The following is a 23,232-nucleotide window of genomic DNA, read 5'->3' on the forward strand; positions in this document are numbered from 1 at the left end:
TGGAGTCAGTCAAACGTCTCCAAACCAGTATGTCGAAGCCTGTAGTCGAACTGCGGCGCCAAGGTCTTGGCATAGGTCGCAGTGATGTGCGCAGTGTCGAAATAGGTGATGACTCCCCCGATGACTGGTTCGCATGTGCCTTCGGGACAGAACCAGTCCTCTGGATAGATGATGGACAGATTCTTCGAATCCAGTGATCTGGCGGAGGCAGCCAGAGGGTCCATCCAATGCCATGATTTCGGAGTTCCTGAGCACTGCTCAAGGTCGTCTTCGTGGCTGGCAACACAGTCTGGAACCTGGATATCTGCGCCTCCGGGATAAGGGGTGTCTCTGACCACTACGACGTCCAGCTTCGCATCGGTCCAGCTCTGCAGGATCTCCTTGTGGCCTTCCGGAGCCTGTTTCTCAGTTTCTTCCCACGACTTTCCATTGAGAGGGGTCGACTGACGCTCAGAGGTGATCACCGCATCGAATCCACCTGAGGTTGTACGGTCGACGACCCAGTCGGAATAGTCTTGGCAGCCTTTGATGCCCTCGGGGGTGCCCAGATCCTGCGGCAAGGTGGAGATGCTGCAGTTCGAGGCCAGGAATGTGGTGATCGTCCAATCGTTCTTTTCGGCCAATCTCTCCAAAGTCGGCAGCCAATGTCCGGCGTGGGAGTTCCCGACAAGAGCGACCTTCTTCTTGCCATTCCCATATGTGCATTCTGGACGGTCCGTGTACGGTTCGCTCGCCCAGCACCCATCAGAGTAGGCCTTGGACTTGTCGTTCTTCGCCGCAGCCGGCTCCATCAGCAGCGAATCGGTGTCTTCGCATTTCGGATTGTCTTTGGCACTTCGAAGCAGTGACGCTGCCCCCAAACAGGAGTCGGGGTCGTCCAAGGCGATTTGGAGATCGTCCTTGTTCTGTTCGACGATTTTGTCGGACACCCACATTTGGCTCAGCCCGAGGGCTCCGACAAGCACCATGGCAACGATCGCAAACCCGAAGGTTCTCTTCTGACCGCCGAGCAGAGTAGTCTTCCGAAAGCGATTCTCCACCCATGTCGTCGATGCCCACGCCACCGCAATCGACACGAGGATAATCACGGCTTTGTCGAGGCGTCCCAAGTTCTCGGTTGTTCCTACCTGTGCCGAAAGATATGGGACGAGCACGATGAGTGGCCAGTGCCAGAGATAGACGGAGTAGGAGATATCGCCCAAGAACTGTATTGGACGCAAAGACAGCACGGGCAAGAGGGAGGATCGTCCGCGAGAATCCGCCAGGATGACTAGCGCTGTCGAAACCACGGGCAGGAGCGCTATATAGCCAGGGAAGGGCATGTCCGGCCGAATGATGAACGTACCGACGATGATACCGAGGAACCCGATCCACCCGATCAGCGAGCTGAACGGAAGCCGCTTCGGACGAACGTAGATGACGAAGACCGCGACGAGGCCGCCAGTGGCCAGCTCCCACATGCGGGTGGGTGTGATGAAGTAAGCCATTGCCGGCTGCGCAATCGTGTACCACACGGAGAACACCAACGAAGCGACGAAGATCCCGACGACGGTGAAACCGACGACCGCTTTGGAGTGCTTGGCCTTCGTTCCGATGAGGAATGCGAGCCCGATGATCACAGGCCAGATGAAGTAGAACTGCTCTTCGACGGACAAGGACCAAAAATGCTGAACCGGAGACGGAGCGTTGTCGGCCGCGAGATAGTCGACGCTTGAATTCGCAAAGTCCCAGTTGACCACGTAGAAGGCGGCAGAGAAGATCTGTCGTCCGGTATCGACCCAAACTGACTGTGGCGCCACCAGGTACGTAGCTATGCCGACGACAAACAGAACAAGCAATGACGCCGGCAGCAGGCGGCGGATGCGTCGGGCCCAGAAACTCGCTACATCTCTCCAGCTCTTGGGCGGAGATTTGATGAGGTGGCTGGTGATGAGGAATCCGGAGATGACGAAGAAGACGTCCACGCCGATGAACCCACCTGTGAAACGGTTCGGCCAAAGGTGATAGAGCAGTACGATTCCGACGGCCAAGGCCCGAAGACCCTGGATATCAGCTCGGAATCCTGCTCTGCTTCTTTGACTGTCCGCTTTCGGTCGAGCGGCAGCTTCGGTATCCGTCTTCTGCATATTTCGCGTCTAGAACTTTTCTCAGCCGGCTGGAGAGGACCCGACTGCGGTCGCTGTCTGTAAGTGCATCAGGGGGTGGGGAAGTGGATAAGCCTGGCTCTCGTCGCCTCCACTGTGCTTCCGAAATCAGTCGGAAGTCAGCTCATTTCAGACCACATGGCCGGGTCCCCATTGTTCAAATGATTGGGGGCCGTCCATGCCGAGACATTCGCAGGACTCCACGACCGGACAGTTTGTGAGGCTCCTCTTCGTCGCTCCAAGGGTCGAGCTTCCAGCCTTCCTTCCAACCTGTGAACCAAGGCTTGAGCTGCTCAGGCTTGTTTGCCCATTTCAGGCACTGCATCATGGTCCACGAAGCAACATAGGCCCAATTGAAAGGCCACGGCAGATTTCGCCTGGCCAGCCATACTCGGTTGCGTGCGTTCATGTAGAAGTACTCGTCGTGTCGCCTGGGATCGATCACCGGGTGCGCCACAGCGACATCGCCCATGTACCAGACGGTGTAGCCGGCGTCCCATACACGCCAAGCCAATTCAATTCCTTCGTGGGCGTACCAGAACGGTGCGGGCCAACCTCCACACTCGTCGAAAGCCTTGCGCTGCATGCAGACAGCGCCTTCCCACACAGAGAACACGTTGGAGGAATGGTCGGCTTCACCTTTCCTCAATCGAGGAATCCATCGCTTCGGTGCTTCCGGTCCCCCGGGCTCCTCCACTCGCGGTTGGACCAGTCCGATCTTCGGTTTGGTGCGCATGAGCTGAGCCATGCGCATCAGTGTCGTGTCATCAGGAAGCCAGGCATCATCGTCGAGGAAGAACAGGAATTCGCCGTCGACGTGTGGCACTCCGGCGTTCCGGCCTGCTGGGATACCCAAGTTCTCAGGAAGCGCGAGCTTCTTGACTCCGGCAGGAATTCCCTCTGGTTCCCAGCCGTTGCCCACACACACGATGTCGAGTTCGACGCCCTTCTGTGCGAGGAGCGTCTGGAATCCACGATTCAGATCGTCAAGACGCTTTCCCTGCGAGAGGACGACGACGCCGAAGGTGTACTTCCGAGTCGATTCGAATCGCTGATTGAGGATTCTCGACTTATCGCTCATGACAGTCTCCTCGAGGCCATGATGGACATGAAATGTCCGATGACCGACAACAGGCACAACGGCACCAGGATCACCACGAGCCACTGCTCGCCGAAGAGTTCCTTCGCACCGAGCGGGACTGCCACAGCGGTGACGATGCTGGCGGCAAATGCCAGCAGTGACATCTCGACCGAATGGTAGATCCTATGGAATGGGAGGAATCGTGCTGCCCGTTTGAGCTTTGCCACAAATCCTGGATTCAGCGCAGTGGCTGCTTGAGAGTCCGCGAGTTTGTCCAGTCCGTTGAACGCTCGGGAAACGTGAACCATATCGTTGAGAGCTTTGTTGAGCAGGACAAGACCAGCCAAAACCGTGCCGGCCAGCAAGTACGGATAAGTTCCTCCAGGGTTCTCACTCAACCCCTTCCACTCCCCCATGGCTCTGATACCCAGTGCAACGGCGACGAGGCCCTCCGTGGTGTAGTGACCGACCTTATCGAGGAAGACTCCTTTGGCTCCGCTGGTGCCACGCCATCTGGCGACTTCGCCGTCGCAGCAGTCGATGTACATCTGCACCTGCGAGAAGAAGACCGCCAGGACAGCCCCCCAGATCCCCGGGATCAAGAGACTGGCCGCGATGCACCAACCAGCAGCAATCATCAAACCGGTGACACCGTTCGCGCTGATACGGGTACGAACCAGAATCATCGTGAAATAGATGGAGATATGACGCAGATAAAGCTGCGCACTCCAATGTTCTGCGTTCTTCCTGCTGCGGACTTCGATCGGCTGAGCCTTGGCCCGAAGCTCAGACAAGGTCGGGTGGCTCTGTGGCTTCCGAGTGGACACACCCGCTCCTCTCTGGTTCTAGGCAAGTGTTAGGTCATTGGAGGCAGTCTACTGTGGGCACTTCAGATGCCCCTGAGAACACGCAGGGGTGGCCTGTGCGCAGAAGACTGCTGAGACGTCAGGGTTTGCCGAGCTCCGACTTGATCCGCGTCGTTGAGATCTCCGGAGTGCGCGGCAAGTAGACGACTTCGCACTTGTCTTTGAGGAAGTCGAACTTCCCTTCCCAGTCATCGCCCATGACGAATGTGTCGATGTGGTACTTCTCGACATCGGTGACCTTCTGTTCCCAGTTGTCCTCAGGAATCACGAGATCGACGTAGCGAATCGCCTCCAACATGTGCTTACGCTCTTCGTACGAGAAGTAGGACTTCTTGTCCTTGCCTGCGTTGAATTCATCACTGGAGAGAGCAACGACGAGGTAGTCGCCCTGCTCCTTGCAACGCTGGAGAAGGCGGATGTGGCCATAATGGAGAAGATCGAACGTGCCATAGGTGATGACTCGTCGCATAGAGGTAACCATCCAAACGTATAGGGCCCAGTGGGCAGGCAGGCGGAAGCAACAGTTCAGCGGCAGTTTACCATTCTGTTACCAATCGCCACAGATTTGTTATGTGTCTCACGCCTCCAGTTTCAACCGGCGTTCCTCTGTCCTTCGTTCAATGACGATTTTGCTGGACTCGACGTATCGAGCGATCTGCGCTCCAGGTGCGGTGTCTCCCAGATAGTGGTCACTCAGCCTCGCAGCCGCATCATTCTGTGCTTCAGCCTGCGCGATAAGATCGACGATGTCATCGCCGCCCTCCGGTCGAAGTCGCGGGCAACTGTCGAGGAGCCCGCCCGCGAGCACCTCGGCGCCCGGATTATGCGGTTCAACCATGACCAGTGGCTTCTTCGACGACAGCCAGTCATAGGCCACGGACGACACTTCGGCCACAGCGACATCGGCGATGTCGAACTGCCAGGAAACATCAGGCGTCCGATCAAGCAGCGCACGTGGATCGGAGTCAATGATGTCCTCGATGGCCTCGAGCGCTTTGGCGAAATCATGATTCATGACCCCGGTACGAGGATGCGGCCTGAAGATCACTCGATAACCAGCGTCGAGCAGACTCGTGACGACTGCCTCACCATTGTGGACAAGTGACCCATAGGCCATTGCTTCGGAATCGCCCTCCCACGTCGGGGCAAAGAAAACCACTCGCCCGTCTGCTGCGGTTGCGTCGAACTCACGCCACACATCGGGAATCGAACGCGGCCGGTCGAGCTGCGGTCGACCGACATCGAGCATGTTCTCGACTTCCATGCCGAACAAAGTTCGCTCAATGCGGTCTCTGGCTGCTTCTCCCGCGGTGAAGACATAGTCGTAAGCTTTGAGCTGATTGGAGATCATCGAAATCTTCTCGCTCTCACCATGGCTGAGATGAACGTGGGCCGGGCCAGGATAGCGCAGTGCCTGGAAGTTCGGAGTGCCCTGATTGACGTAGAAGACTGCTCTCAGAGATGACGAAGTCATGAAGTCATCGAGACCTCTAGTCAGACGCGAGAAGCGAACCGGGAGATGCGTGACCTTACTCAGATGCTTCGCGACAATAGGACTGCGGACGATGATCCCGAACGGGTAGTCGCCGAATCCTAAACTCTTCAGATCAGCTTCCAACTGTTCGAACGGCCAGATCCACTGTTCGAGCTGATAGACCGAATCCATTCCCACGCCGAAGTACGCGGCAGCCACGAATTCGTCCGTCGCTTGTGGATAGAATTCACTAGGAAGTCGTGATTCCTGAATCCGGTCGCGGAATTTTCGCGCCCCGAGCTTGGCCGCTGACTGGGCGAAGTTGACCCCTTTGATCGCTTGGTGGGAGAGGTCATCCGGAAGAGTTGTCATAGGACTATTGTGCATGGGCAGATGTGTAGAGAATGAACATCGGTCATGCCCGAGATCAATCAGCGCACGGACTAAATCGCAGTGACCACGCTAGCTTCGTGCACTCGAACCATCACCTCGGCTACGTTTGAGTCTTAGTCGACCGAAAGATTCACCATGGCACGAGTACGCAGGCACAAGTCCGAACCGATCTCCAAGCGCAAGCGCAGCACTGGTGCCCTTCGCGAATCTGAGAAGCCGGTCCTGCTCAGTCGCCGCATCATCGACAGTGAGCCTAGCAAGCTATCGGTCTCGTCGACCTTCGCTGAAGCTCTGACCCAGCAGCCGGCGGACCAGGCCCTCACTACGGCGTCATTCACCCAGGTCGTCATCCCCAAGTCCACGCCCGAGCTGCTCGCGGAGATCGCCTCGGCGTGGGAGCTGCACCCGGTCCTCGTCGAGGACCTGTTCCATGCAAATCAGCGTCCCAAGGTCGACCGCTACGACGATGTGCTGTTCGTCGTCCTCAAATCAGCGGTCTACGTCGACTCGGCCGAAGAGGTTGAGTTCAAGGAGTTCCATCTGCTGATGAAGGACAGTGTCCTCGTCATCATCTGCCAAGATGATCGGTTCATCGACGGGACACCGATCCCGGACCGTGCTGACGATATGGATGCCTATTTCAACAGCGAGGACCGCCAGTGGACCTCTGACCGGGAGCTGCTTTCGCTCGGCCCAGAAGCCCTTGTCTACCGACTCCTCGACACTGCGGTCGACACCTACTTCCCGGTGTTGGACGGGCTCCAAGACGACAAGGACGGAATCGAACGCCAGGTCTTCAGCGGAGACACTGCCGCAGCCGAGCGGATCTATCTGCTCAGCCAAGAAGTCATCGACGTCCTGCACACCACCACCCACCTCAACCGACTCACACAGAGGTTGGGCAATGGCGCCGCAAAGTATGCGATCCCAACGGAGCTGCAGGCCTACCTCGACGATGTCATCGACCATCTGACTCGCGTCCTCGCTGAAGCTGCCGAGCTGCGGGAAGCACTGTCACAGATCCTCAACGTCAATTCCACCCTAGTCGCGCAACGTCAGAACGAAGACATGAAGAAGATCTCCGGGTGGGCCGCGATCCTCTTCGCTCCCACCCTCATCGGTGCGATCTACGGCATGAACTTCGACGATATGCCCGAGCTGCACTGGGCCTTCGGATATCCGATGGCACTGGGCCTGATGGTCGGACTCGGGGTAGTCCTCTACACCGTATTCAGAATGAAGAAGTGGATGTGAGCGGCTGAACTGGTCTGGCCGGGCCTGTCTGCATATCGCCTCAGGTCACATCACTCGACGGCGATGACAAATGTTGCCACGGCGAGCACGACACTTGCCGGAGTCATCGTCCAACGCTCCGCACTGCTGCGGGTAGCCAAGTTTCCCACCACGCTCACTGCGAAGAAGGCGAACAGCACCCACGTCAGAACAATCACTGCCGCGTTGACACTGCCCGGCAGCACTCCGCTGCGGCTGAGAAGCAAAGCGGCGAACCCTGCGTACAGGATGACTGCCACGGTGCTGCCCAGACGCAGCCGACCAGGGAGCACGCGATGCTGGCCGCCCCAAACGACCACCCCGAAGGGCAGACCGAAGATGACCAGAACCTGCAGAACGGCCAGCGCACAGAGCACGGCGAGCGCAACAGCCAGAGCAGCAGATGTCATGAGTTCATCTCCAGCTCATCGAGCCACTCCAGCGTGAGAGAGCTCCTACCGATTCCGTGGTTCAGCGTTGCGCGCTGATAGCGGTAGATCTCGCGAAGCTCGATCGGCACCGCTTGGTCGTCGAGGCGGTCCGCCAACTCGCCGAGAGCGTTCGCTTCCTCGCCAACTCGCATGCGGATCAGCGCTATGCACTCGCTTCTCTCACTCGGGGGCAGATGACCGAGCAGAAAGATCTTCGACAACATCATCTGGTCAACATCCGACCCTATGATCGGCGAGAGCATCCATTGATGCCACGCTTCTCGTCCCTGCACAGTACTGCTGTAGAGCCTCTTTCTGCGCCGGGAATCTGCTGCCTTCTCCACCGTCACCCTGCCGTGCTCTTCCAACTGCTTCAGCGCACGCTGAATGCTTCCGAAGCTCGCCGCGTAGAACAGCGAAATCCCTCCGGTGAAGCGCTTGTGGACGTCGTAGAGGGAATGCGGGCCATCCAGCAGAAGGCCGAGGATGAGGAACTGCATGCACACAATATATCTCATAGATATATCGACGAGCGCACTTCGCCCACAATCTTGCCCCGCATATGGTCCGGCAATCCTCGTTTCCTCCCTCTTCGTCTGATCTCGTTCGGACGTTCATCCCACCTTTTCCACAAGCTCACCTGGCGCCCATAGCGTCGCGAGGGTGAATACACACTCAGCGAAAATCACCGGTCCCCGTTCCTCCACGATCCTCGCAGCAGCAGTGCTCACCGCTGCTGTGACCCTTGGAACAGGCGTCTCTGCCGCCTCCGCTCACAGTCTCGGCTCACCGTCGGAGTCCGAGTTCGGTGCGCCCGATCAGGTCTCTGAACTCGAATTCCCCACCACGATCTCCCACCGAGGCGGCGCCGACGTCTACCCGGAGGAGTCCATGGAAGGTCTCACCGCCTCGGCGAAGGACGGGTTCCTGCCCGAAATGGACATCCAGTTCCTCGAAGACGGCACCCCGGTCCTCATCCACGACGACACCGCCGACCGCACCCTCAACGGCGCCAGCGGACCGATCCGCGACCTCAGCCGCGAGGAATGGGACGCTGCGACCATCAAGCACCCACAGGGTGGAGAACCAGCGGAGACGGTCACCCTCGATGAGGCGCTCGACGAACTCGGCGGGGAAGTCGTCATGGTTCCCGAGATCAAGCCAGGGGCCACCTCGGCGGAGGTCGACCAGGTTCTCGACGTCTTCGACGAACGTGGACTCAAGGACTCACTCATCGTCCAGTCCTTCGACTTCGAGGCAGCGGAGACGATCGCCGAGCGCGGCTACACCTCGCTCTACCTCATGGGATCTACGCTGCCGACGGAATCGTTCGACGAGATCTCAGATGCCGGCATCGAATGGGTCGGACCCAGCAAGAACCTGCCGACCCGGGACCTGCGCAAACTCGACAAGGCTGGCTTCCACGTTGCGCCCTACACCCTCGCGACCGCGAAGGACGGGCACCGTCTGCCCGGCTGGATCGACGGGTACTTCACCGACGACGCCTGGACGAACTGACCGAGACTGTGGTGGGCCCTGGCGTGGTCACTTCGAACCAGCGTCAGGGCCACCAGGTGTTTGCGAACTAGGGATGCGAAGACACAATATGACCCCTTCGCGAAGGCCCGTGACAGAGAGCCGATATAATCGGTTCGTCACCAACTTCTCTGTAAAGAAGTTGCAGTGACGTCCAACGCAGCGATGCCGCTAGCGACCTTGACGGGCCTCAACAAGGAAGTCGACCCCTCGTCCTGCCGCTCGGCGTCCTCCTCGCTGATGTGACGTTCTTGGCGTCTTCGAAGAAGAAAGAACGCCTTTGCGCACATCCACGCCGATGACCGTAACGGTTCTATTCGCATGAGAGGACAGCCCGCATCGCCTGCGGCAAATCCCGCCACAGCTAAGGAACACATCCTATGAATACTCCCATCAAAGTCGCCGTCACCGGTGCGGCCGGCCAGATCGGCTACAGTCTCCTCTTCCGCATTGCCAGCGGCGCACTTTTCGGCCCCCAGACTCCAGTTCAGCTGCGGTTGCTGGAAATCGCACCGGCCCTGCCCGCCCTCGAAGGTGTGGTCATGGAACTCGACGACTGTGCCTTTCCCACTCTCGACTCGGTTGAGATCGGCGATTCTGCCGAGCATATCTTCGACGGCGTCAACCTCGCTCTGCTCGTCGGGGCTCGGCCCAGGTCTCAGGGCATGGAGCGCAGCGACCTCCTCGAAGCCAATGGTGCGATCTTCACCGCCCAGGGCAAGGCCCTCAACGCAGTCGCCGCCGACGATGTCCGCATCGGCGTGACCGGGAATCCGGCCAATACCAATGCGCTCATCGCCATGCACAATGCGCCCGACATCCCCGCCGAACGGTTCAGTGCGCTGACCCGGTTGGACCACAACCGGGCGTTGGCACAGCTGGCCAAGAAGGCCGAGGTGCCGGTCGGCGACATCTCCAAGATGACGATCTGGGGCAACCATTCGGCGACCCAGTATCCCGATATCTTCCATGCGGAGATCGGCGGGAAGAATGCTGCCGAGGTTATCGGCGACCAAGGCTGGATCGAGAACGATCTCATCCCCACGGTCGCTGGGCGCGGTGCCGCAATCATCGAGGCTCGTGGATCCTCTTCGGCGGCCTCTGCCGCTGCGGCGACGATCGACGCCGCCCGCGACTGGCTGCACGGCACACCCGAAGGCGATTGGGCCTCGATGGCTGTGGTCTCCGACGGTTCCTACGGTGTGCCGGAGGGACTGATCAGCTCCTATCCCGTGACGACCTCGGGCGGGAACTGGGAGATCGTGCAGGGACTGGAGATCAACGACTTCAGCCGCAGAATGATCGACGCCACCACGGCTGAGCTTGCCGCTGAGCGTGAGACCGTGACCGGCCTCGGGCTGATCTGAGATCACGTCTCCGGGCCTGATATTCTCGGCTTCACATGTCCCTGTGACCGAAGGTTCCCATGAGCGCCGAGAATGCCCCGCCGACTGCGGCTGAGCCGAGTGTGGAGTACATGGGTGCGCTCATCCGCAGGCTGCGGGAATCGGCCGGGATGACTCTGACTGACCTCAGCCGCGTGGCTGGGGTCAGTCAGGGACTGCTGAGCCAGATCGAACGTGGCCGCGGCAACCCTGCCTATCTCACCCTGCTCAAGATCGCCAAGGCATTTGATGTGCCCGTCGGACGCTTCTTCGACTCGGGAGGGGAACCTGCCGACAATCGTGTGGTCCGCGCCGACAAACGTCGACAGCTGCAGGTCACCGATCGCGGCCTCGTCTATGAGCTGCTGACTCCGACGATGAACGGACAGCTGTTGGTGCTCAAGGCACGGATCCCGGCGGGGTATTCCAACGAGTCCGTTCCCTTCAATCATCACCGCGCCGAGGAATGCCTTTTCGTCCTCGAGGGAACCTGCTATTTCCAGGTCGGCGAGGACGGGTACACCCTGGACGCCGGCGACAGCATCACCTACCAGGGCGACCAGCCGCACTGGTTCCGTGTCGTCGGCGACGCCGAGGCGGTCATCATCGCCACCATGACTCCCCCGGTGTTCTGAGGCCGGGCTTCAGGCGTTGGACGGGCTTCAGGCGTTCTTCTTCGTCAGCCGGTTGCTTTCGCGCTCCAATGCTTCGACGAGTTCGCCCTTGGTCATCTTCGATCGTCCGGGGATCTTCAGCCGAGTCGCCTGCTGGTAGAGGTGGTCCTTCGTCGCCGTCGCATCCACCCCACCTGCAGTTGGGCGCTCGGTGTTCTTCCCACCCTTGGCCTGCGCGTCGGATGGACCAGGTGTGGACTTCGGCTCCCACTTATCGCCGACCTTTTCGTGGGTATGTTTCAGTGCATCGTAGGCCACCTGGTGAGCGCGCTCTTCGTCGTCGTATTCCTCCATGGCGGAGTCATAGGTTTTGGCAAAGGTGCGCTGAGCCTTGGCATCCGAATGTCGCAGGGTCGCCGGAAGCTCTGACTTCTTCGGGACTCCTGAACTGCTCATCTTCGGCATAGTGACCACATCTCCTCACGTACGTGGGTGTCACGGTTATCCCGACGGTAACGCAGATCACCTTCACATGTCAGGAGCCGTGCCGCACATCCTCGGCTGCGTTATCGCTTCGCGACCATCGTCGGTGTTCTGCGACCGGCCGGAATGGTTCCGGGCCAATGACTATTGTCTGCCGTCGGGCAGGGGCGTACGTTTAACGCACGACGACAGCGCGGAACGTGGAAACCTGTGAACCGCCGTCGGGGCGAAAACATTTCTCGGCCTTGTGCTGCATCAGAATGTCACAGAGAGGATTCGTCATGGATGAGGAAACGTTCAACGATCTGATGGTGTCCGCGGATGCAGGTCTGATCGTAGTGACCACAGCAGTGGAGAACGAACAAGCCGGTTGCCTGGTGGGTTTCCACTCGCAGTCGAGCATGTCCCCTCAGCAGTACGGCTTCTGGCTGTCGAAGGCCAACCACACCTATCAGGTGAGTCTGCGGGCTACCCATTTCGCAATCCACTTCCTCACTGTCGACGATCTCGCCATGGCTCAGCGCTTCGGTGCCCGTTCTGGTGAGGACACTGACAAGTTCCGCGGACTCGATGTCGACCCCACCGAGCAGGGAGTGCCACTGCTCAGCGCTCTGCCCAATCGACTGGTCGTTGAGCGCATCACCATGCTCGACGACGGAGGAGACCACGTCGCCATCACCGCTCGGGTGATCTCGAGCGAGACCACAGGAACATTCACGCCCCTGCGACTGTCCCACATCGGCGACCTTCCACCGGGCCGCGATAATGACTCACGGGCAATCCACCTATGATGCTCTGAAAGATCTGACTGCAGCGGCACCGTGGACCATGACCGTGACTATCCCCTCATCAGTGGTGGTCAGGGCGTAGGTTGACCCCCGTTGACGTTGAGGGTCTCGCCGAGGACGTAGCTGGACTCCGATGACGTGAGAAACACGTATGCCGGGGCGAGTTCCGTCGGCTGACCGGCTCGCCCTAACGGGGTGTTCTTCCCGAAGTGGGGAAGTGCTTCCTTCGGCTGCCCGTCAGAGACCTGCAGCGGTGTCCAGATCGGACCGGGTGCGACGGCATTGACTCGGATTCCGCGGGGAGCCAGCTGTGTGGCCAACCCCTTGGTGAAGTTGTTGATAGCAGCCTTCGTCGATGCATAGTCCAAGAGGTGCGTGGAGGGAGAATATGCTTGAACGGACGTTGAGTTCACAATCGTTGCGCCCGCGGGCAGATAGCCCACAGCCGCCTTCACCACACGGAACATGGCACGAATGTTGGTCTCGAAGGTGGTGCCCCACTGCTCGTCGGTCAGATCTTCTATCTCTTCGACCGCGATCTGTCGTCCGGCATTGTTCACCAGGGCGTCGAGGCCACCCAAGCCGTCTGCCGCATCATGGACGACCTGTTGGCAGTAGTCGGGGTCGGTGAGGTCACCGGGCAGTGCCACTGCGTTGACACCGGCTTCTCGGATGACGTCGCAGACATGGCGGGCGTCATCTTCCTCGGCCGGCAGATATGACAGTGCGACGTCGGCTCCTTCGCGAGCGAACGCGATGGCGACTGCCGCACCGATGCCGGAATCAGCTCCGGTGATCAGTGCCTTGCGGCCTTTGAGCCTGCCCGTCCCGCGATAACTCTGCTCACCACGGTCAGTCCCAGGAACCAGTTCGACATCCAGACCTGGCTCAGGCTGATCCTGTTTGGGCGGGGAAATATCCGGAAATCGTTTCACCGGATCTTGAAAAGTCAGTTGATCATTCATGAGCGTTGATCCCCTTTCGGCTGATCCTGCGTGCGCGAGGATCAGACTCGTTTCGCTCTCGATCAGCACGATACTCTGGGAAACTTCGGCACCGTCCCGGTGTCGCCACGCTAACAGTCTCCAGCGAGTCTCGTAACCCCTGTTAAGACCGACGTGGTCGGCGTTGCGTGCATGCTCGACACGCGGCTGGCCTAGGCTATGACCTCCTTGGGGTCGATGTCGGCCCGCAGCCCGCGCCACACGGGATGGCGGAGACGACCCGCCTCGGTGATTCCTCCGTATTGGACTTCGCTGACGAGGCTGGGCCGCACCCACTGGGCATCGCGCGATTCCGCGGACGGGACATCCAGTGGTGGCGTCTTCCTGGTCAGCTGATCAAGCTTGGCCCGAAGCTTTCGCAGCTGGTGCTCGTCGAAACCGGTACCGACGCGGCCCAGATAGACCAGTTCGCCCTTGTCATAAGCCGCCAGCAGCAGGGAGGCGAAGGCCTCGGAGCGCTCTCCCTTGCCGGTGCGCCATCCGACGATGATCACGTCGCGAGTGGAGGAATGTTTGAGTTTCGCCCAGGTGTGGGTTCGCCTGCCCGGCAGGTAGATGCTGTCGGTCTTCTTCGCCATGACCCCTTCAAGTTCGAGGTCGCGGCTGGCCTGCATCGCCTCGTCGATGGTTCCTTCGATCGCGGAGGGCACATGGATGTGCTTGCCCTCGGTGACGAGTTCGCTCAGTCGTTCGCGGCGGTCGACATATGTGGACTTCAGCAGGGAGGAACCGTCGGCGTGCAATACGTCGAAGACCATCAGATGCACTGGGGTGCGCTCGCGTTCTCGGGCGATGTCGCGCTCTCGAGTCAGGCCCATTCTGCGCTGCAGACGCCCGAAGTCAGGACGGCTGTCCGGGCCCAGCGCCACGATCTCACCGTCGAGGACGCAATCGACGTCCACGCACGCGGCGAGCTCGATGAGTTCGGGGTAGGTCTCCGTCATGTCGTGGCCGTTGCGGCTGGTCAGCGCGATGGACCCGGACGAATCGTGCATGCCGGCACGCACGGAGGCGAGCGCGCGGATGCCGTCCCACTTCATTTCGAACGCCCAGTCCTCGGTCTGTCGGCGAACGGCATCGATGTCTCCGATGCTGGCCAACATCGGAGCCAGGTCGGTGGGCTCGGCCGGTTCGGACATGGTGTGCTCGGAATTTTCAGGTGCGGACGAAAGGGCGCCCCGCCTCGGCGAACCTTTGGATGAGTCCTTGGACGAGTCCTTGGTCAAGTGGATCATCCAGTTCTTTTCGGGTTCCTTGTTGGGCCCGTGCTCGCCGGTGTTGAACAGTGCAAATCGTCGCACTCCTCCGAGTCCGCCATCGGCGGCTCCGTGGAGAACGGCGATGATCTCACTGCCCTCTTTCCACTTCTCAAGCTCGTAGGTCCCTGAGTCCCAGATCGTGACCTCACCGGCACCGTATTGGCCCTTCGCGATCGTGCCCTCGAAGCTTCCGTATTCGAGGGGGTGATCCTCGGTCTGGACCGCCAGGTGGTTGTGCTTCGGGTCGGTGGGAGGCCCTTTCGGCAGCGCCCAGGAGACCAGCACGCCTTCGTGTTCGAGCCGGAAGTCCCAGTGCAGCGAGCTGGCGTGGTGTTCTTGGATGACGAAGGTGAGCTCGTCCCCGCTGGCTCCGTGGCTGTCGGGAACCGGTTCACTGGTGCGCTTCGGGTCACGCTTCGATCGGTAGATGTCCAGGCGGTCGCGGGGTGCTGCCGAGGTGAGCGATGGGTTCGTCGACTCCCCCGAAGTTTTCGCCAACGGTTCGAGCAGGTCGCCGAGGTCGTCGATCCTGTCGAGCACCACTTCGAAGCGCAGCTGCTCGATGGTATCCGGGTCGTCGAGTTCGTCCCATGTGCGTGGTGCCGCCACGGTGGGAGTGAACCGGCCGCGCAGCGAATAGGGTGCGACCGTCGTCTTCGCTGCCGAATTCTGGGACCAGTCGATGAGCACCTTGTTCTCACGGAGCGTCTTCTTCATCGCTGAAACGACGAGGTCTTTGTGATCGGATTCGAGACTGCGTGCCAACTCGTGGGCGACATCTGAAATCTGCTGACTCGTTGCAGTGGCGTCGAGCGGCGCATAGAGGTGGATTCCTTTGGAGCCGCTGGTCACCGGGTAGACGTCCAAGTTCATTCCGGTCAACAGTTCTCTCACCAACTGGGCGACCTCGACGCAGTCAGCCAAACCACGTCCCGGACCGGGGTCGAGATCGAAGACCATGCGGTCCGGGTGCCGGCTCGTCGAGTCGATGGTGCCGGGGTCAGACGAGCCTTTCGCGACCTGCCATTGGGGAATGTGGATCTCGAGTGACGCCATCTGCGCAAGGTAGGTCAGAGTCGCACGATCCTGGACCAGCGGGTAGCTCTTGGACCCGGTGGAGTGACGGATGGAGCGGCAGGCGATCCACGAGGGGGCAGATTCGGGCAGGTTCTTTTCGAAGAACACCTTGCCCGGCTTCTTGGGGGTGCCGACGCCGTCGACCCAGCGTTTGCGGGTGGCGATGCGATCATGGGCGTGCCGGATCAGATGCTCATGGATGCGCGCGTAGTAGTCGAGCACCTCACCCTTGGTCGTGCCCGTCTCCGGATAGAAGACCTTGTCGAGATTGGTCAGTGTCAACCGATGCCCGTCGACGGTGACCTTCTGTTCATGACCTGACATGGATACCTCCTGTTCCGTGTACGCTACTCGCTCGCGACGGCGGGAACGAGAGAAGCGGAGGAAGAACCTCGGCGATGGAGCCCTGCGGGGGGCCAAGGTTCTGAGACTGGGCTTCAATGGAGGGATGAGAGCCATTTGGACCGGATCGATTGCGTTTGGGCTCGTCAACGTTCCGGTGAAGCTGTATTCGGCCACCGAGAGCCATGACGTCAACATGCACCAGGTACATGAGAAGGACGGCGGGCGCATCCGCAATCAGCACCGTTGTCAGGAGTGCGGGAAGGTCGTCGAGTACGAGGATATGGTCAAGGCCTACGACGATGGCGACAATCGCGTGATTCTCACGAAGGACGATTTCGAGGCCCTGCCCGCCGATGAGAATGACGACCTCGACGTCCTCCAGTTCGTGCCCAACGATCAGATCGATCCCATCATGCTGGAGAAGTCGTACTTCCTGGAGCCGACGTCGAAGACGCCGAAGGCCTACCTGCTGCTGCGCCAGACCCTTGAAGACACCGACCGCACAGCCATAGTGAAACTCACTCTGCGTACCCGCACACGGCTGGCGATCCTGCGAGTCAGCGGAAAAGTGCTCATGATCCAGACGCTGCGGTGGGCCGATGAGATCCGCGACGTGGATTTCAAGGGAGTGAACTCGCAGGCGAAGATCTCCAAGAAGGAACTGGAGATGTCGGCCAAACTCGTCGACTCGTATTCGGAGGACTTCACGCCGGAGGAGTTCAACGACGACTACCAGGACGAACTGCGCAAACTCATCGATGCCAAGATCGACAAGGGCGAGACCCTGGACCTGGAGAAGGCCTTTCCCGACGAAGACGAGGACGAAGAGCCTGGCGGTGACGTCATCGACCTGATGGAGGCTCTGCAGAAGTCCGTGGACAGTTCGCGCTCAAAGAAGAAGAGCTCGAGTGGTTCCGGGGCGAAGAAGGCCGGTTCGAAGAAGAGTTCGTCCTCCTTGAAGAAGGGCGAAACGAAGAAGACCGGCTAACAACGCTCAAAGTGGTGTTGCGCATCGCATGGGGCAGGACCTGCTGCCCAACCGAAAGGAAGATCAATGAGCAACGAGAACTCCCACAAGGCCGAAGAATTCAAGGGCAAGGCGAAAGCCGCTGCCGGCAAGGCCACCGATGACGAATCTCTCCAGGCTGAGGGAAAGGCCGACGTGGCCCAGGCCAAAGGCAAACAGGCTGGCGCGAAAGCCAAGGACGCCGTTCAAGGCGTCGCCAACTCGCTCAAGGACTCCCCTGAGCGCTGAGCCGCACATGGTCTGAGAATGGGAGCGGCAGTTCTTTGCCGCTCCCATTCCTATGTGTATCTCAAGCGGGGCGGTGGTGTCGTCGACGACGCAGTCGCTGTGTTACCAGCTCACTGCGCGGTCAGATCTCCCTGCGGTTCGTCGGCTTCGGCCAGTGCCGTGAGAAACCGGACGACGACCTCGCGTTCTTCGCTGCTCATGGCGGCAGCGGCAGCGAAGCGGCGCGAGTGTTGGCGGCCGATCGTCTCGCGTGCCGCTTGAGCTGTCTGTGGAGTCACATTGATGCAGATCGTTCGCTGATCCTCAGGATGCGGTGCGCGAGTCAGGTGGCCTGCCGCGACGAGTCGGTCGATGAGCTTCGTCGTCGACGCACTGGAGATTCCCACCTCATGAGCAATGTCCTTCGGCGTGATGACCAGCCCCTGCTTCTGCGCCTGCATGAGCATTCGGATGGCACGCATGTCGCTCTCGTTGAGACGCATGAACCGCCTGGACGCCTCCGACAGTGCCCGATCTGCTTCCCGCCAGTGGTGCAGCGCCTCCATGACGGACATGCACTGCGTGATTTCGGACTGCGAAAGCTGCGAACGATCGGAGAACTCGGGATCGTTCGAAAAGTACTTCAATTCTGAATCCTTGTGGATTCTTTGCTCTGCGCTCGACACGAAGACAGCATACCGTTGCTATGCTAGATTTAATCTCTCGCCTGGCTAACGAAAGTGGGTTCAAACAGTGGAAATGGTTGTTCTCGTCGACCACACCGGAGACCCCATCGGTGTCCGCGCCAAGGCCGAAGTCCACGGCCTCTCCACCCCACGACACCTGGCATTCTCCTGCCACGTCGTCGATGGACGCGGCCGACTTCTCGTCACGCGGCGCGCACTGTCGAAGAAGACGTGGCCGGGAGTGTGGACGAATTCCTTCTGCGGCCACCCCGCGCCCGACGAAACCCTTGAGGAAGCAGTCCGTCGCCGCTCCGAATTCGAGCTGGGACTGAGCATCGATCACATCACCTGCGCCATCCCCGACTTCGCCTACGTCGCCCGTGATGCCTCCGGAATCGAAGAGAACGAACACTGCCCCGTCTTCATCGCCCGAGCCACATCCTCACTGACACCCAATCCCGCCGAGGTGGCAGAGACTCAGTGGACAACGGTCGCGGAGCTGGCAGCGGCGATCGACTCGGCACCATGGGCATTCAGCCCGTGGCTGGTCGAGCACTTCCCCGAACTTGCACCCCGTGCCGCAGAGCACATCACCGAGTCGGGGTTCAAAGAGGGAGCGGGCCACAATGACTGATTCGATCACTTCACTCGACGACATCGCGTTCTCGTTCCAGGACCGACTCGTACAGGTGCTCACGGACGCACGACACCGGTCGCGCGGCGTCTCCGCACAGTACGGGCAGCTCTGGGAGTCGCTGACGCGAATGGCCACGGGCGGCAAGCTGATCCGACCGCGGCTGCTCATCGACGCACATCGCGGTCTGGGCGGAGGCGACCAGGCAGCCGCCGTCGACGCGGCGTGTGCCATGCAGCTCCTGCACATCGCACTCGTCATCCATGACGATGTCATCGACAACGACACCGTCCGCCGTGGTGAGGCGAACATCTCCGGAGAGTTCGCCTCCGATGCCATGCACCGCGGCGCCGGCCGGCGTGAGGCTCACACTTGGGGAGACGCAACAGCACTGCTGGGCGGTGACCTCATGCTCACCCTCGCCCATTCTCTGCTGGCCCGACTCGATATCGACGACGCCAAACGCCGCGCCATCCTCGACATCTTCGATGACACGCTGTTCCAGAGTGCCGCGGGAGAACACTCCGATGTGTGGCTGAGCCTCCATCTGGAAGAGACGTGTTCCCAGGAGGTCCTCGAGATGGCCGGGCAGAAGACCGCCGTGTACTCGTTCCAGGCGCCCCTGCTCATCGCGGCCGTTCTGGCCGGTGCCAGCAGCACCCTGACTGCCAAGCTGGCCGCCATCGCTGCACAGATCGGCGTGGTCTACCAGCTGCGCGACGACGTCCTCGGATTGTTCGGGGACGAACGGGTGACGGGAAAGTCCACGTTCAGCGACCTCCGCGAGGGCAAAGAGACACTGCTCATCGCATTCGCACGCTCTGATCCGTCCTGGGCCGAGGTCCGTGCCCTCTTCGGGGATAGGACGCTGAGCACCGCCGATGGTCATCGCCTGCGGAACGTCATCGAGGAATCAGGTGCACTCGTGTTCGTCGAATCCATCATCTCCGCACGCTGTGAGGACCTCCACCGACTCATCCGCGATGCGGGCCTGCCTACCGCCTTGAGCACTCAGCTCGTCGAGCTGAGCTCCGACTGCAACCGCCGCACCGCATGAACTCGATGCCCATGCGCAAAGCCGTCCGCGACGATGAGAAGACTGGACCGGGCATCGACTATGACCGAAACATGTGGAGAATCCGGTCATTCGAAGCGGCTCGACAGGTGCTGCGTGCCCGGCAGCAGACAACGCAGGCCGGTTTCACCGCCGAAAAGATCCCGCGGGGCTATTTTCGCCATCATCCGATCCTGATCTCCGATGGCGATGACCATGATGGGCAACGTAGGGAGGTCGCTCGGTTCTTCGCCCCTGCCGTGGTTTCGGCCAAGTATGGAGATTTCATCAGCGACCGTGCTCAGACAGTCGTCGACGGCGCCGTCGCGGAGGGCACATGCCGCGTGGACGACATTGCTCTGGCCTACTCGGTCGAGGTCACCGCCACGGTGGTGGGCCTGACCGAGTCATCCGTCGCCGGAATGTCCAAACGCCTCGTCGGATTCTTCAAACAGCCCCCGGTCGACCTCTCCGCCCCATCGATGGACGCACACCTCGGCAATGGATGCAGGCCGCCATCAACGGACTCGTCCCGATTGTGCGGTTCTACTCCGCCGATGTGCGCCCCGCGATCCGGGCCCGTCGTGCACAGCGACACGACGATGTCCTCTCGCATCTCCTTGATGCCGGATACGGCACTGCCGACATCCTGGTCGAATGCATGACCTATGGCACTGCCGGCATGGTCACCACTCGCGAATTCATCTCCATGGCGTGTTGGCATCTGCTGTCCAACGACGAGTTGGGCCGCACATATCGTGAGGCAACACAACCGGACAGGCTGGCGATATTGGAGGAGATCATCCGTCTCGACCCGGTGGTCGGCCACCTCTACCGGCGAGCACAGACCGATATAGACATCACCGACGACGGCCGCGTACACACCATCTCCCAAGGCGATCTCATCGACGTGTGCGTGCAGCAGACCAACGCCGATCCACTGGCAATGGGGGCGAACCCGGATACGGCATGCCCGGGACGGAAGCTGAAGCAGGGAACGCCCGCAGCAGGACTGAGCTTCAGCGACGGAGCACACAAATGCCCCGGCCAATCATTGGCACTCTTCGAGACCGATGCCCTCCTGCACCCGCTGCTGGCCCGTCGACCCCGCATCCTCCGTGAGCCCTCGATCAGCTGGGACAACCTCATCGAGGGGTATCGCCTGCGGGGCTTGGACCTGAGCCTGATGGACAGGTCGCGCCCAGCAACCACGAGAGAGCCGATATGAGCTCATTCGAATACCTGGCGCTGATGGGCGCCTGCCTGCTGATCACACTTCCCCTGGAGCTGGTCTTCTCCGCCAGGGTGTATCGACGCTGGAAGGTCCTGATCGGATCTCTCATTCCGCTCGTCCTCGTCTTCTCACTCTGGGACATCGTCGCCATTGCCCGCGATCACTGGACCTACAACCCGAAGTACGTCACCGGCATCCACCTCGGCGACCTTCCGTTGGAAGAGATCGTCTTCTTCATCGTCATTCCCATCTGCGCCCTGCTCAGCTACGAAGCGGTGGGCACCGTACTCGAATTCTTCGCGAAGAAGGCCAAGAGCCGGAAAGGAGGCCACGATGGTGCCTGAATACACGCTGATGACGATCATCGGGATGCTGGTCGTCATCGGGCTCGAGGCCTTCGTCTTTCGCAGCGGGATCTTCCGCCGCGCGAAGTACTGGGTCGCGCTCGCCATCTGTCTGGGATTCCAATGTCTGGTCGACGGTTGGCTGACCAAACTGAGCGATCCCATCGTCATCTACAACCCGTCCCACTTCCTGAATGTGCGCTTCCCCTGGGATATCCCGATCGAAGACTTCGGATTCGGGTTCGCCATGATCACCTCCGTGCTCATGGTGTGGCAATGGCAGCTCAATCGTTTGCAGAAGGGCACCGAATGACATCTGGACCACGACCCAGAGATCGACGTGCGCAGTACATTCCCGCACCGCAGGGACGTCTTCACCCCCTCAGACCCAAACGGGTCACGGTCATCGGCGGGGGCATCGCGGGATTGGCCGCGGCCACGATCCTCGCCGAACACGGCGTCAAGGTCACTGTGATTGAGGCCGAGGACCACCTCGGCGGGCGTGTGGGCGCATGGCCGGTCGGTGACGATCGGACCATGAGCCGAGGATTCCACGCATTCTTTCGGCAGTACTACAACCTTCGCGATCTGCTCAGTCGGGCAGATCCCGAGCTTCACCGCCTGCAGCCCGTCGACGACTACCCCCTCCGCCATCGCCGAGGCTCCACGGACACCTTCGCCTCGATCCCCCGGACTCCACCGTTCAATCTCCTCGGGTTCGTCTGGCAGAGTCCGACGTTTCCCCTCCGCCGGCTCCTCGATGTCGACATCCCGGCTGCGGTTGAACTCATCGACGTCGAGTTTCCCGCCACCTATCGACGTTACGATGGTGAGTCCGCCGCCGACTTCCTCGACCGGCTGCGCTTCCCCGACGAAGCCCGACATCTGGCTCTTGAGGTGTTCGCACGCTCCTTCTTCGCCGATCCGCAAGATTTCTCCGCCGGTGAGCTCATCGCCATGTTCCACACCTACTTCGCCGGATCGGCAGAGGGCCTGCTCTTCGACGTCCCCGTCGATGACTACGACACCGCACTCTGGGCCCCACTGGCCGACTATCTCACCGAAATCGGTGTGCAGATCCGCACCGGGGAGATGGTGACCTCGCTTGAAGCCACCTCGTCGGGTTGGATGGTGTCGACCGAGCGCCAGGAGGTCCACGGCGATGCAGTTGTCCTCGCCGCCGATCCCGCGCGAGCTCGTGAGCTGCTGACAGCCAGCCGCGACTCGATCGTACGCACCGCTCCAGCCGCGCAAGGGTGGCTGGAGAATGTCGACTCGCTGACCAACGCACCCGCCTTCGCGGTGCTTCGTCTCTGGCTCGGTGCACCCGTGGCTGACCATCGGCCGGAGTTTTTGGGCACCAGCGGATATGACGTCCTCGACAATGTCTCGGTGCTCGAACGCTTCGAGGACGGTGCCAGCCGGTGGGCGCAGTCCCACAACGGTTCGGTTCTGGAACTTCACGCCTACGCGCTCGACATCGGCGCTGACCCTTCTGAGCGGGACAGGGCAAGCATCGTGACCCGTCTGCTCTCGGACTTGCATCAGGTCTACCCCGAAACCGCCCATCTGCCCATCGTGGACCAGGAGCTGCTCATCGAAGCAGACTGCGCGTTGACGGACACCCGCCCCTGGGATGAGCGGCCCGAAGCTGCCACCCCGATTCCGGGTCTGGTCATCGCCGGTGACTATGTGCGCTGCGACTTGCCTGTGGCACTCATGGAACGGGCCGCGACGACCGGTTATATGGCGGCCAATCATCTTCTCGCCTCGTGGAGGGTCGAAGGAACCCCGCTGTGGTCACCACCGACTCGCGGACTGCTGAGACGCGGCGCGCTCAGGCGCCTGGTGCGCCTGGGGCGCGGGGTGCTGGGCAGGCTAGGTGGATGAGACA

General features: G+C 60.6%; 25 protein-coding genes. 14 read left to right on the top strand and 11 right to left on the bottom strand.

Features of this window, described 5'->3' with window-relative positions; translation table 11 throughout:
* Positions 1 to 5: 5 nt before the first annotated feature.
* From PGC08_RS15380 to PGC08_RS15400, 5 genes are all read right to left on the bottom strand, one after another.
* Positions 6 to 2,126 (bottom strand): acyltransferase family protein, encoded by a 2,121-nt coding sequence (locus PGC08_RS15380; protein WP_271708820.1) that lies wholly within the window; start codon positions 2,124 to 2,126, stop codon positions 6 to 8.
* Positions 2,127 to 2,301: 175 nt separating this feature from the next.
* Positions 2,302 to 3,225 carry a glycosyltransferase family 2 protein gene (locus PGC08_RS15385; RefSeq protein ID WP_271708821.1) on the bottom strand — a complete coding sequence of 308 codons (924 nt, stop codon included), beginning with the start codon at positions 3,223 to 3,225 and terminating at the stop codon, positions 2,302 to 2,304.
* Positions 3,222 to 4,052, bottom strand: coding sequence for a CDP-alcohol phosphatidyltransferase family protein (locus PGC08_RS15390; RefSeq protein WP_164743353.1), 831 nt, complete (start codon positions 4,050 to 4,052; stop codon positions 3,222 to 3,224). The genes PGC08_RS15385 and PGC08_RS15390 overlap by 4 nt, the downstream gene beginning before the upstream one ends.
* Before the next feature lie 118 nt (positions 4,053 to 4,170).
* Positions 4,171 to 4,560, bottom strand: coding sequence for a glycerol-3-phosphate cytidylyltransferase (tagD, locus tag PGC08_RS15395; protein ID WP_096157468.1), 390 nt, complete (start codon positions 4,558 to 4,560; stop codon positions 4,171 to 4,173).
* Positions 4,561 to 4,668: 108 nt separating this feature from the next.
* Entirely contained in the window at positions 4,669 to 5,937 is a 1,269-nt protein-coding gene (locus tag PGC08_RS15400; protein ID WP_271708822.1) for a CDP-glycerol glycerophosphotransferase family protein, read from the bottom strand.
* A gap of 156 nt (positions 5,938 to 6,093) precedes the next feature.
* Between PGC08_RS15400 and PGC08_RS15405 the strand changes: the two genes are divergently transcribed.
* The gene (locus PGC08_RS15405; protein ID WP_271708823.1) at positions 6,094 to 7,212 is read left to right on the top strand and encodes a magnesium and cobalt transport protein CorA; all 1,119 of its coding nucleotides are present in this window, start codon (positions 6,094 to 6,096) and stop codon (positions 7,210 to 7,212) included.
* A gap of 50 nt (positions 7,213 to 7,262) precedes the next feature.
* Here the strand turns inward: PGC08_RS15405 and PGC08_RS15410 are convergent, their stop codons facing one another.
* Complete coding sequence (locus PGC08_RS15410; protein WP_271708824.1) at positions 7,263 to 7,640, bottom strand: hypothetical protein; 378 nt, start codon at positions 7,638 to 7,640, stop codon at positions 7,263 to 7,265.
* Positions 7,637 to 8,161: a PadR family transcriptional regulator gene (locus tag PGC08_RS15415; protein WP_271708825.1), complete on the bottom strand. Its 525-nt coding sequence runs from the start codon at positions 8,159 to 8,161 to the stop codon at positions 7,637 to 7,639. Before PGC08_RS15415 ends, PGC08_RS15410 begins: the two co-directional genes overlap by 4 nt.
* Before the next feature lie 163 nt (positions 8,162 to 8,324).
* Between PGC08_RS15415 and PGC08_RS15420 the strand changes: the two genes are divergently transcribed.
* From PGC08_RS15420 to PGC08_RS15430, 3 genes are all read left to right on the top strand, one after another.
* Positions 8,325 to 9,179, top strand: coding sequence for a glycerophosphodiester phosphodiesterase (locus PGC08_RS15420; RefSeq protein ID WP_271708826.1), 855 nt, complete (start codon positions 8,325 to 8,327; stop codon positions 9,177 to 9,179).
* A gap of 398 nt (positions 9,180 to 9,577) precedes the next feature.
* Positions 9,578 to 10,564, top strand: a complete 987-nt coding sequence (locus PGC08_RS15425; RefSeq protein ID WP_271708827.1) for a malate dehydrogenase — start codon at positions 9,578 to 9,580, stop codon at positions 10,562 to 10,564.
* A gap of 59 nt (positions 10,565 to 10,623) precedes the next feature.
* Entirely contained in the window at positions 10,624 to 11,217 is a 594-nt protein-coding gene (locus tag PGC08_RS15430; RefSeq protein ID WP_101584724.1) for a helix-turn-helix domain-containing protein, read from the top strand.
* Positions 11,218 to 11,244: 27 nt separating this feature from the next.
* Here PGC08_RS15430 and PGC08_RS15435 read toward each other — a convergent pair whose 3' ends face one another.
* Positions 11,245 to 11,661, bottom strand: a complete 417-nt coding sequence (locus tag PGC08_RS15435; protein WP_009884213.1) for a ChaB family protein — start codon at positions 11,659 to 11,661, stop codon at positions 11,245 to 11,247.
* Positions 11,662 to 11,960: 299 nt separating this feature from the next.
* On the opposite strand from PGC08_RS15435, the gene PGC08_RS15440 reads away from it, so the two are divergent.
* On the top strand, positions 11,961 to 12,470 hold the full coding sequence (locus tag PGC08_RS15440; protein WP_009884214.1) for a flavin reductase family protein: 510 nt from the start codon (positions 11,961 to 11,963) through the stop codon (positions 12,468 to 12,470).
* 68 nt (positions 12,471 to 12,538) lie between these two features.
* Here PGC08_RS15440 and PGC08_RS15445 read toward each other — a convergent pair whose 3' ends face one another.
* Both PGC08_RS15445 and PGC08_RS15450 read right to left on the bottom strand, forming a co-directional pair.
* Positions 12,539 to 13,432: an SDR family oxidoreductase gene (locus PGC08_RS15445; RefSeq protein ID WP_009884215.1), complete on the bottom strand. Its 894-nt coding sequence runs from the start codon at positions 13,430 to 13,432 to the stop codon at positions 12,539 to 12,541.
* Positions 13,433 to 13,623: 191 nt separating this feature from the next.
* Complete coding sequence (locus tag PGC08_RS15450; protein ID WP_114384882.1) at positions 13,624 to 16,131, bottom strand: ATP-dependent DNA ligase; 2,508 nt, start codon at positions 16,129 to 16,131, stop codon at positions 13,624 to 13,626.
* Positions 16,132 to 16,255: 124 nt separating this feature from the next.
* Between PGC08_RS15450 and ku the strand changes: the two genes are divergently transcribed.
* Entirely contained in the window at positions 16,256 to 17,140 is an 885-nt protein-coding gene (ku, locus tag PGC08_RS15455) for a non-homologous end joining protein Ku (protein ID WP_271708828.1), read from the top strand.
* Between the two features lie 66 nt (positions 17,141 to 17,206).
* Positions 17,207 to 17,407, top strand: coding sequence for a CsbD family protein (locus tag PGC08_RS15460; RefSeq protein ID WP_193069702.1), 201 nt, complete (start codon positions 17,207 to 17,209; stop codon positions 17,405 to 17,407).
* 110 nt (positions 17,408 to 17,517) lie between these two features.
* Here the strand turns inward: PGC08_RS15460 and PGC08_RS15465 are convergent, their stop codons facing one another.
* Positions 17,518 to 18,033 carry a MarR family winged helix-turn-helix transcriptional regulator gene (locus PGC08_RS15465; protein ID WP_226823666.1) on the bottom strand — a complete coding sequence of 172 codons (516 nt, stop codon included), beginning with the start codon at positions 18,031 to 18,033 and terminating at the stop codon, positions 17,518 to 17,520.
* A 112-nt stretch (positions 18,034 to 18,145) separates the two neighbouring features.
* On the opposite strand from PGC08_RS15465, the gene idi reads away from it, so the two are divergent.
* Genes idi through PGC08_RS15500 form a run of 7 tightly spaced genes read left to right on the top strand, consistent with a single transcriptional unit; the run spans position 18,146 to position 23,228 of the window.
* A complete protein-coding gene (gene idi / locus PGC08_RS15470; protein WP_271708829.1) occupies positions 18,146 to 18,706 on the top strand; it encodes an isopentenyl-diphosphate Delta-isomerase in 561 nt (186 codons plus the stop codon).
* Positions 18,699 to 19,763 carry a polyprenyl synthetase family protein gene (locus tag PGC08_RS15475; protein WP_271708830.1) on the top strand — a complete coding sequence of 355 codons (1,065 nt, stop codon included), beginning with the start codon at positions 18,699 to 18,701 and terminating at the stop codon, positions 19,761 to 19,763. Before idi ends, PGC08_RS15475 begins: the two co-directional genes overlap by 8 nt.
* Positions 19,764 to 19,774: 11 nt before the next feature.
* On the top strand, positions 19,775 to 20,425 hold the full coding sequence (locus PGC08_RS15480) for a hypothetical protein (RefSeq protein ID WP_271708831.1): 651 nt from the start codon (positions 19,775 to 19,777) through the stop codon (positions 20,423 to 20,425).
* Positions 20,422 to 20,988, top strand: a complete 567-nt coding sequence (locus PGC08_RS15485) for a cytochrome P450 (protein ID WP_271708832.1) — start codon at positions 20,422 to 20,424, stop codon at positions 20,986 to 20,988. The genes PGC08_RS15480 and PGC08_RS15485 overlap by 4 nt, the downstream gene beginning before the upstream one ends.
* Positions 20,985 to 21,338 carry a lycopene cyclase domain-containing protein gene (locus tag PGC08_RS15490; protein ID WP_193069700.1) on the top strand — a complete coding sequence of 118 codons (354 nt, stop codon included), beginning with the start codon at positions 20,985 to 20,987 and terminating at the stop codon, positions 21,336 to 21,338. The genes PGC08_RS15485 and PGC08_RS15490 overlap by 4 nt, the downstream gene beginning before the upstream one ends.
* Entirely contained in the window at positions 21,328 to 21,651 is a 324-nt protein-coding gene (locus PGC08_RS15495; RefSeq protein ID WP_096162948.1) for a lycopene cyclase domain-containing protein, read from the top strand. The genes PGC08_RS15490 and PGC08_RS15495 overlap by 11 nt, the downstream gene beginning before the upstream one ends.
* Positions 21,648 to 23,228: an FAD-dependent oxidoreductase gene (locus tag PGC08_RS15500; RefSeq protein WP_271708833.1), complete on the top strand. Its 1,581-nt coding sequence runs from the start codon at positions 21,648 to 21,650 to the stop codon at positions 23,226 to 23,228. The genes PGC08_RS15495 and PGC08_RS15500 overlap by 4 nt, the downstream gene beginning before the upstream one ends.
* The last annotated feature ends 4 nt before the right edge of the window (positions 23,229 to 23,232 follow it).

This window comes from Brevibacterium sp. BDJS002, from assembly GCF_028201555.1.
Classification (GTDB): domain Bacteria; phylum Actinomycetota; class Actinomycetes; order Actinomycetales; family Brevibacteriaceae; genus Brevibacterium; species Brevibacterium aurantiacum.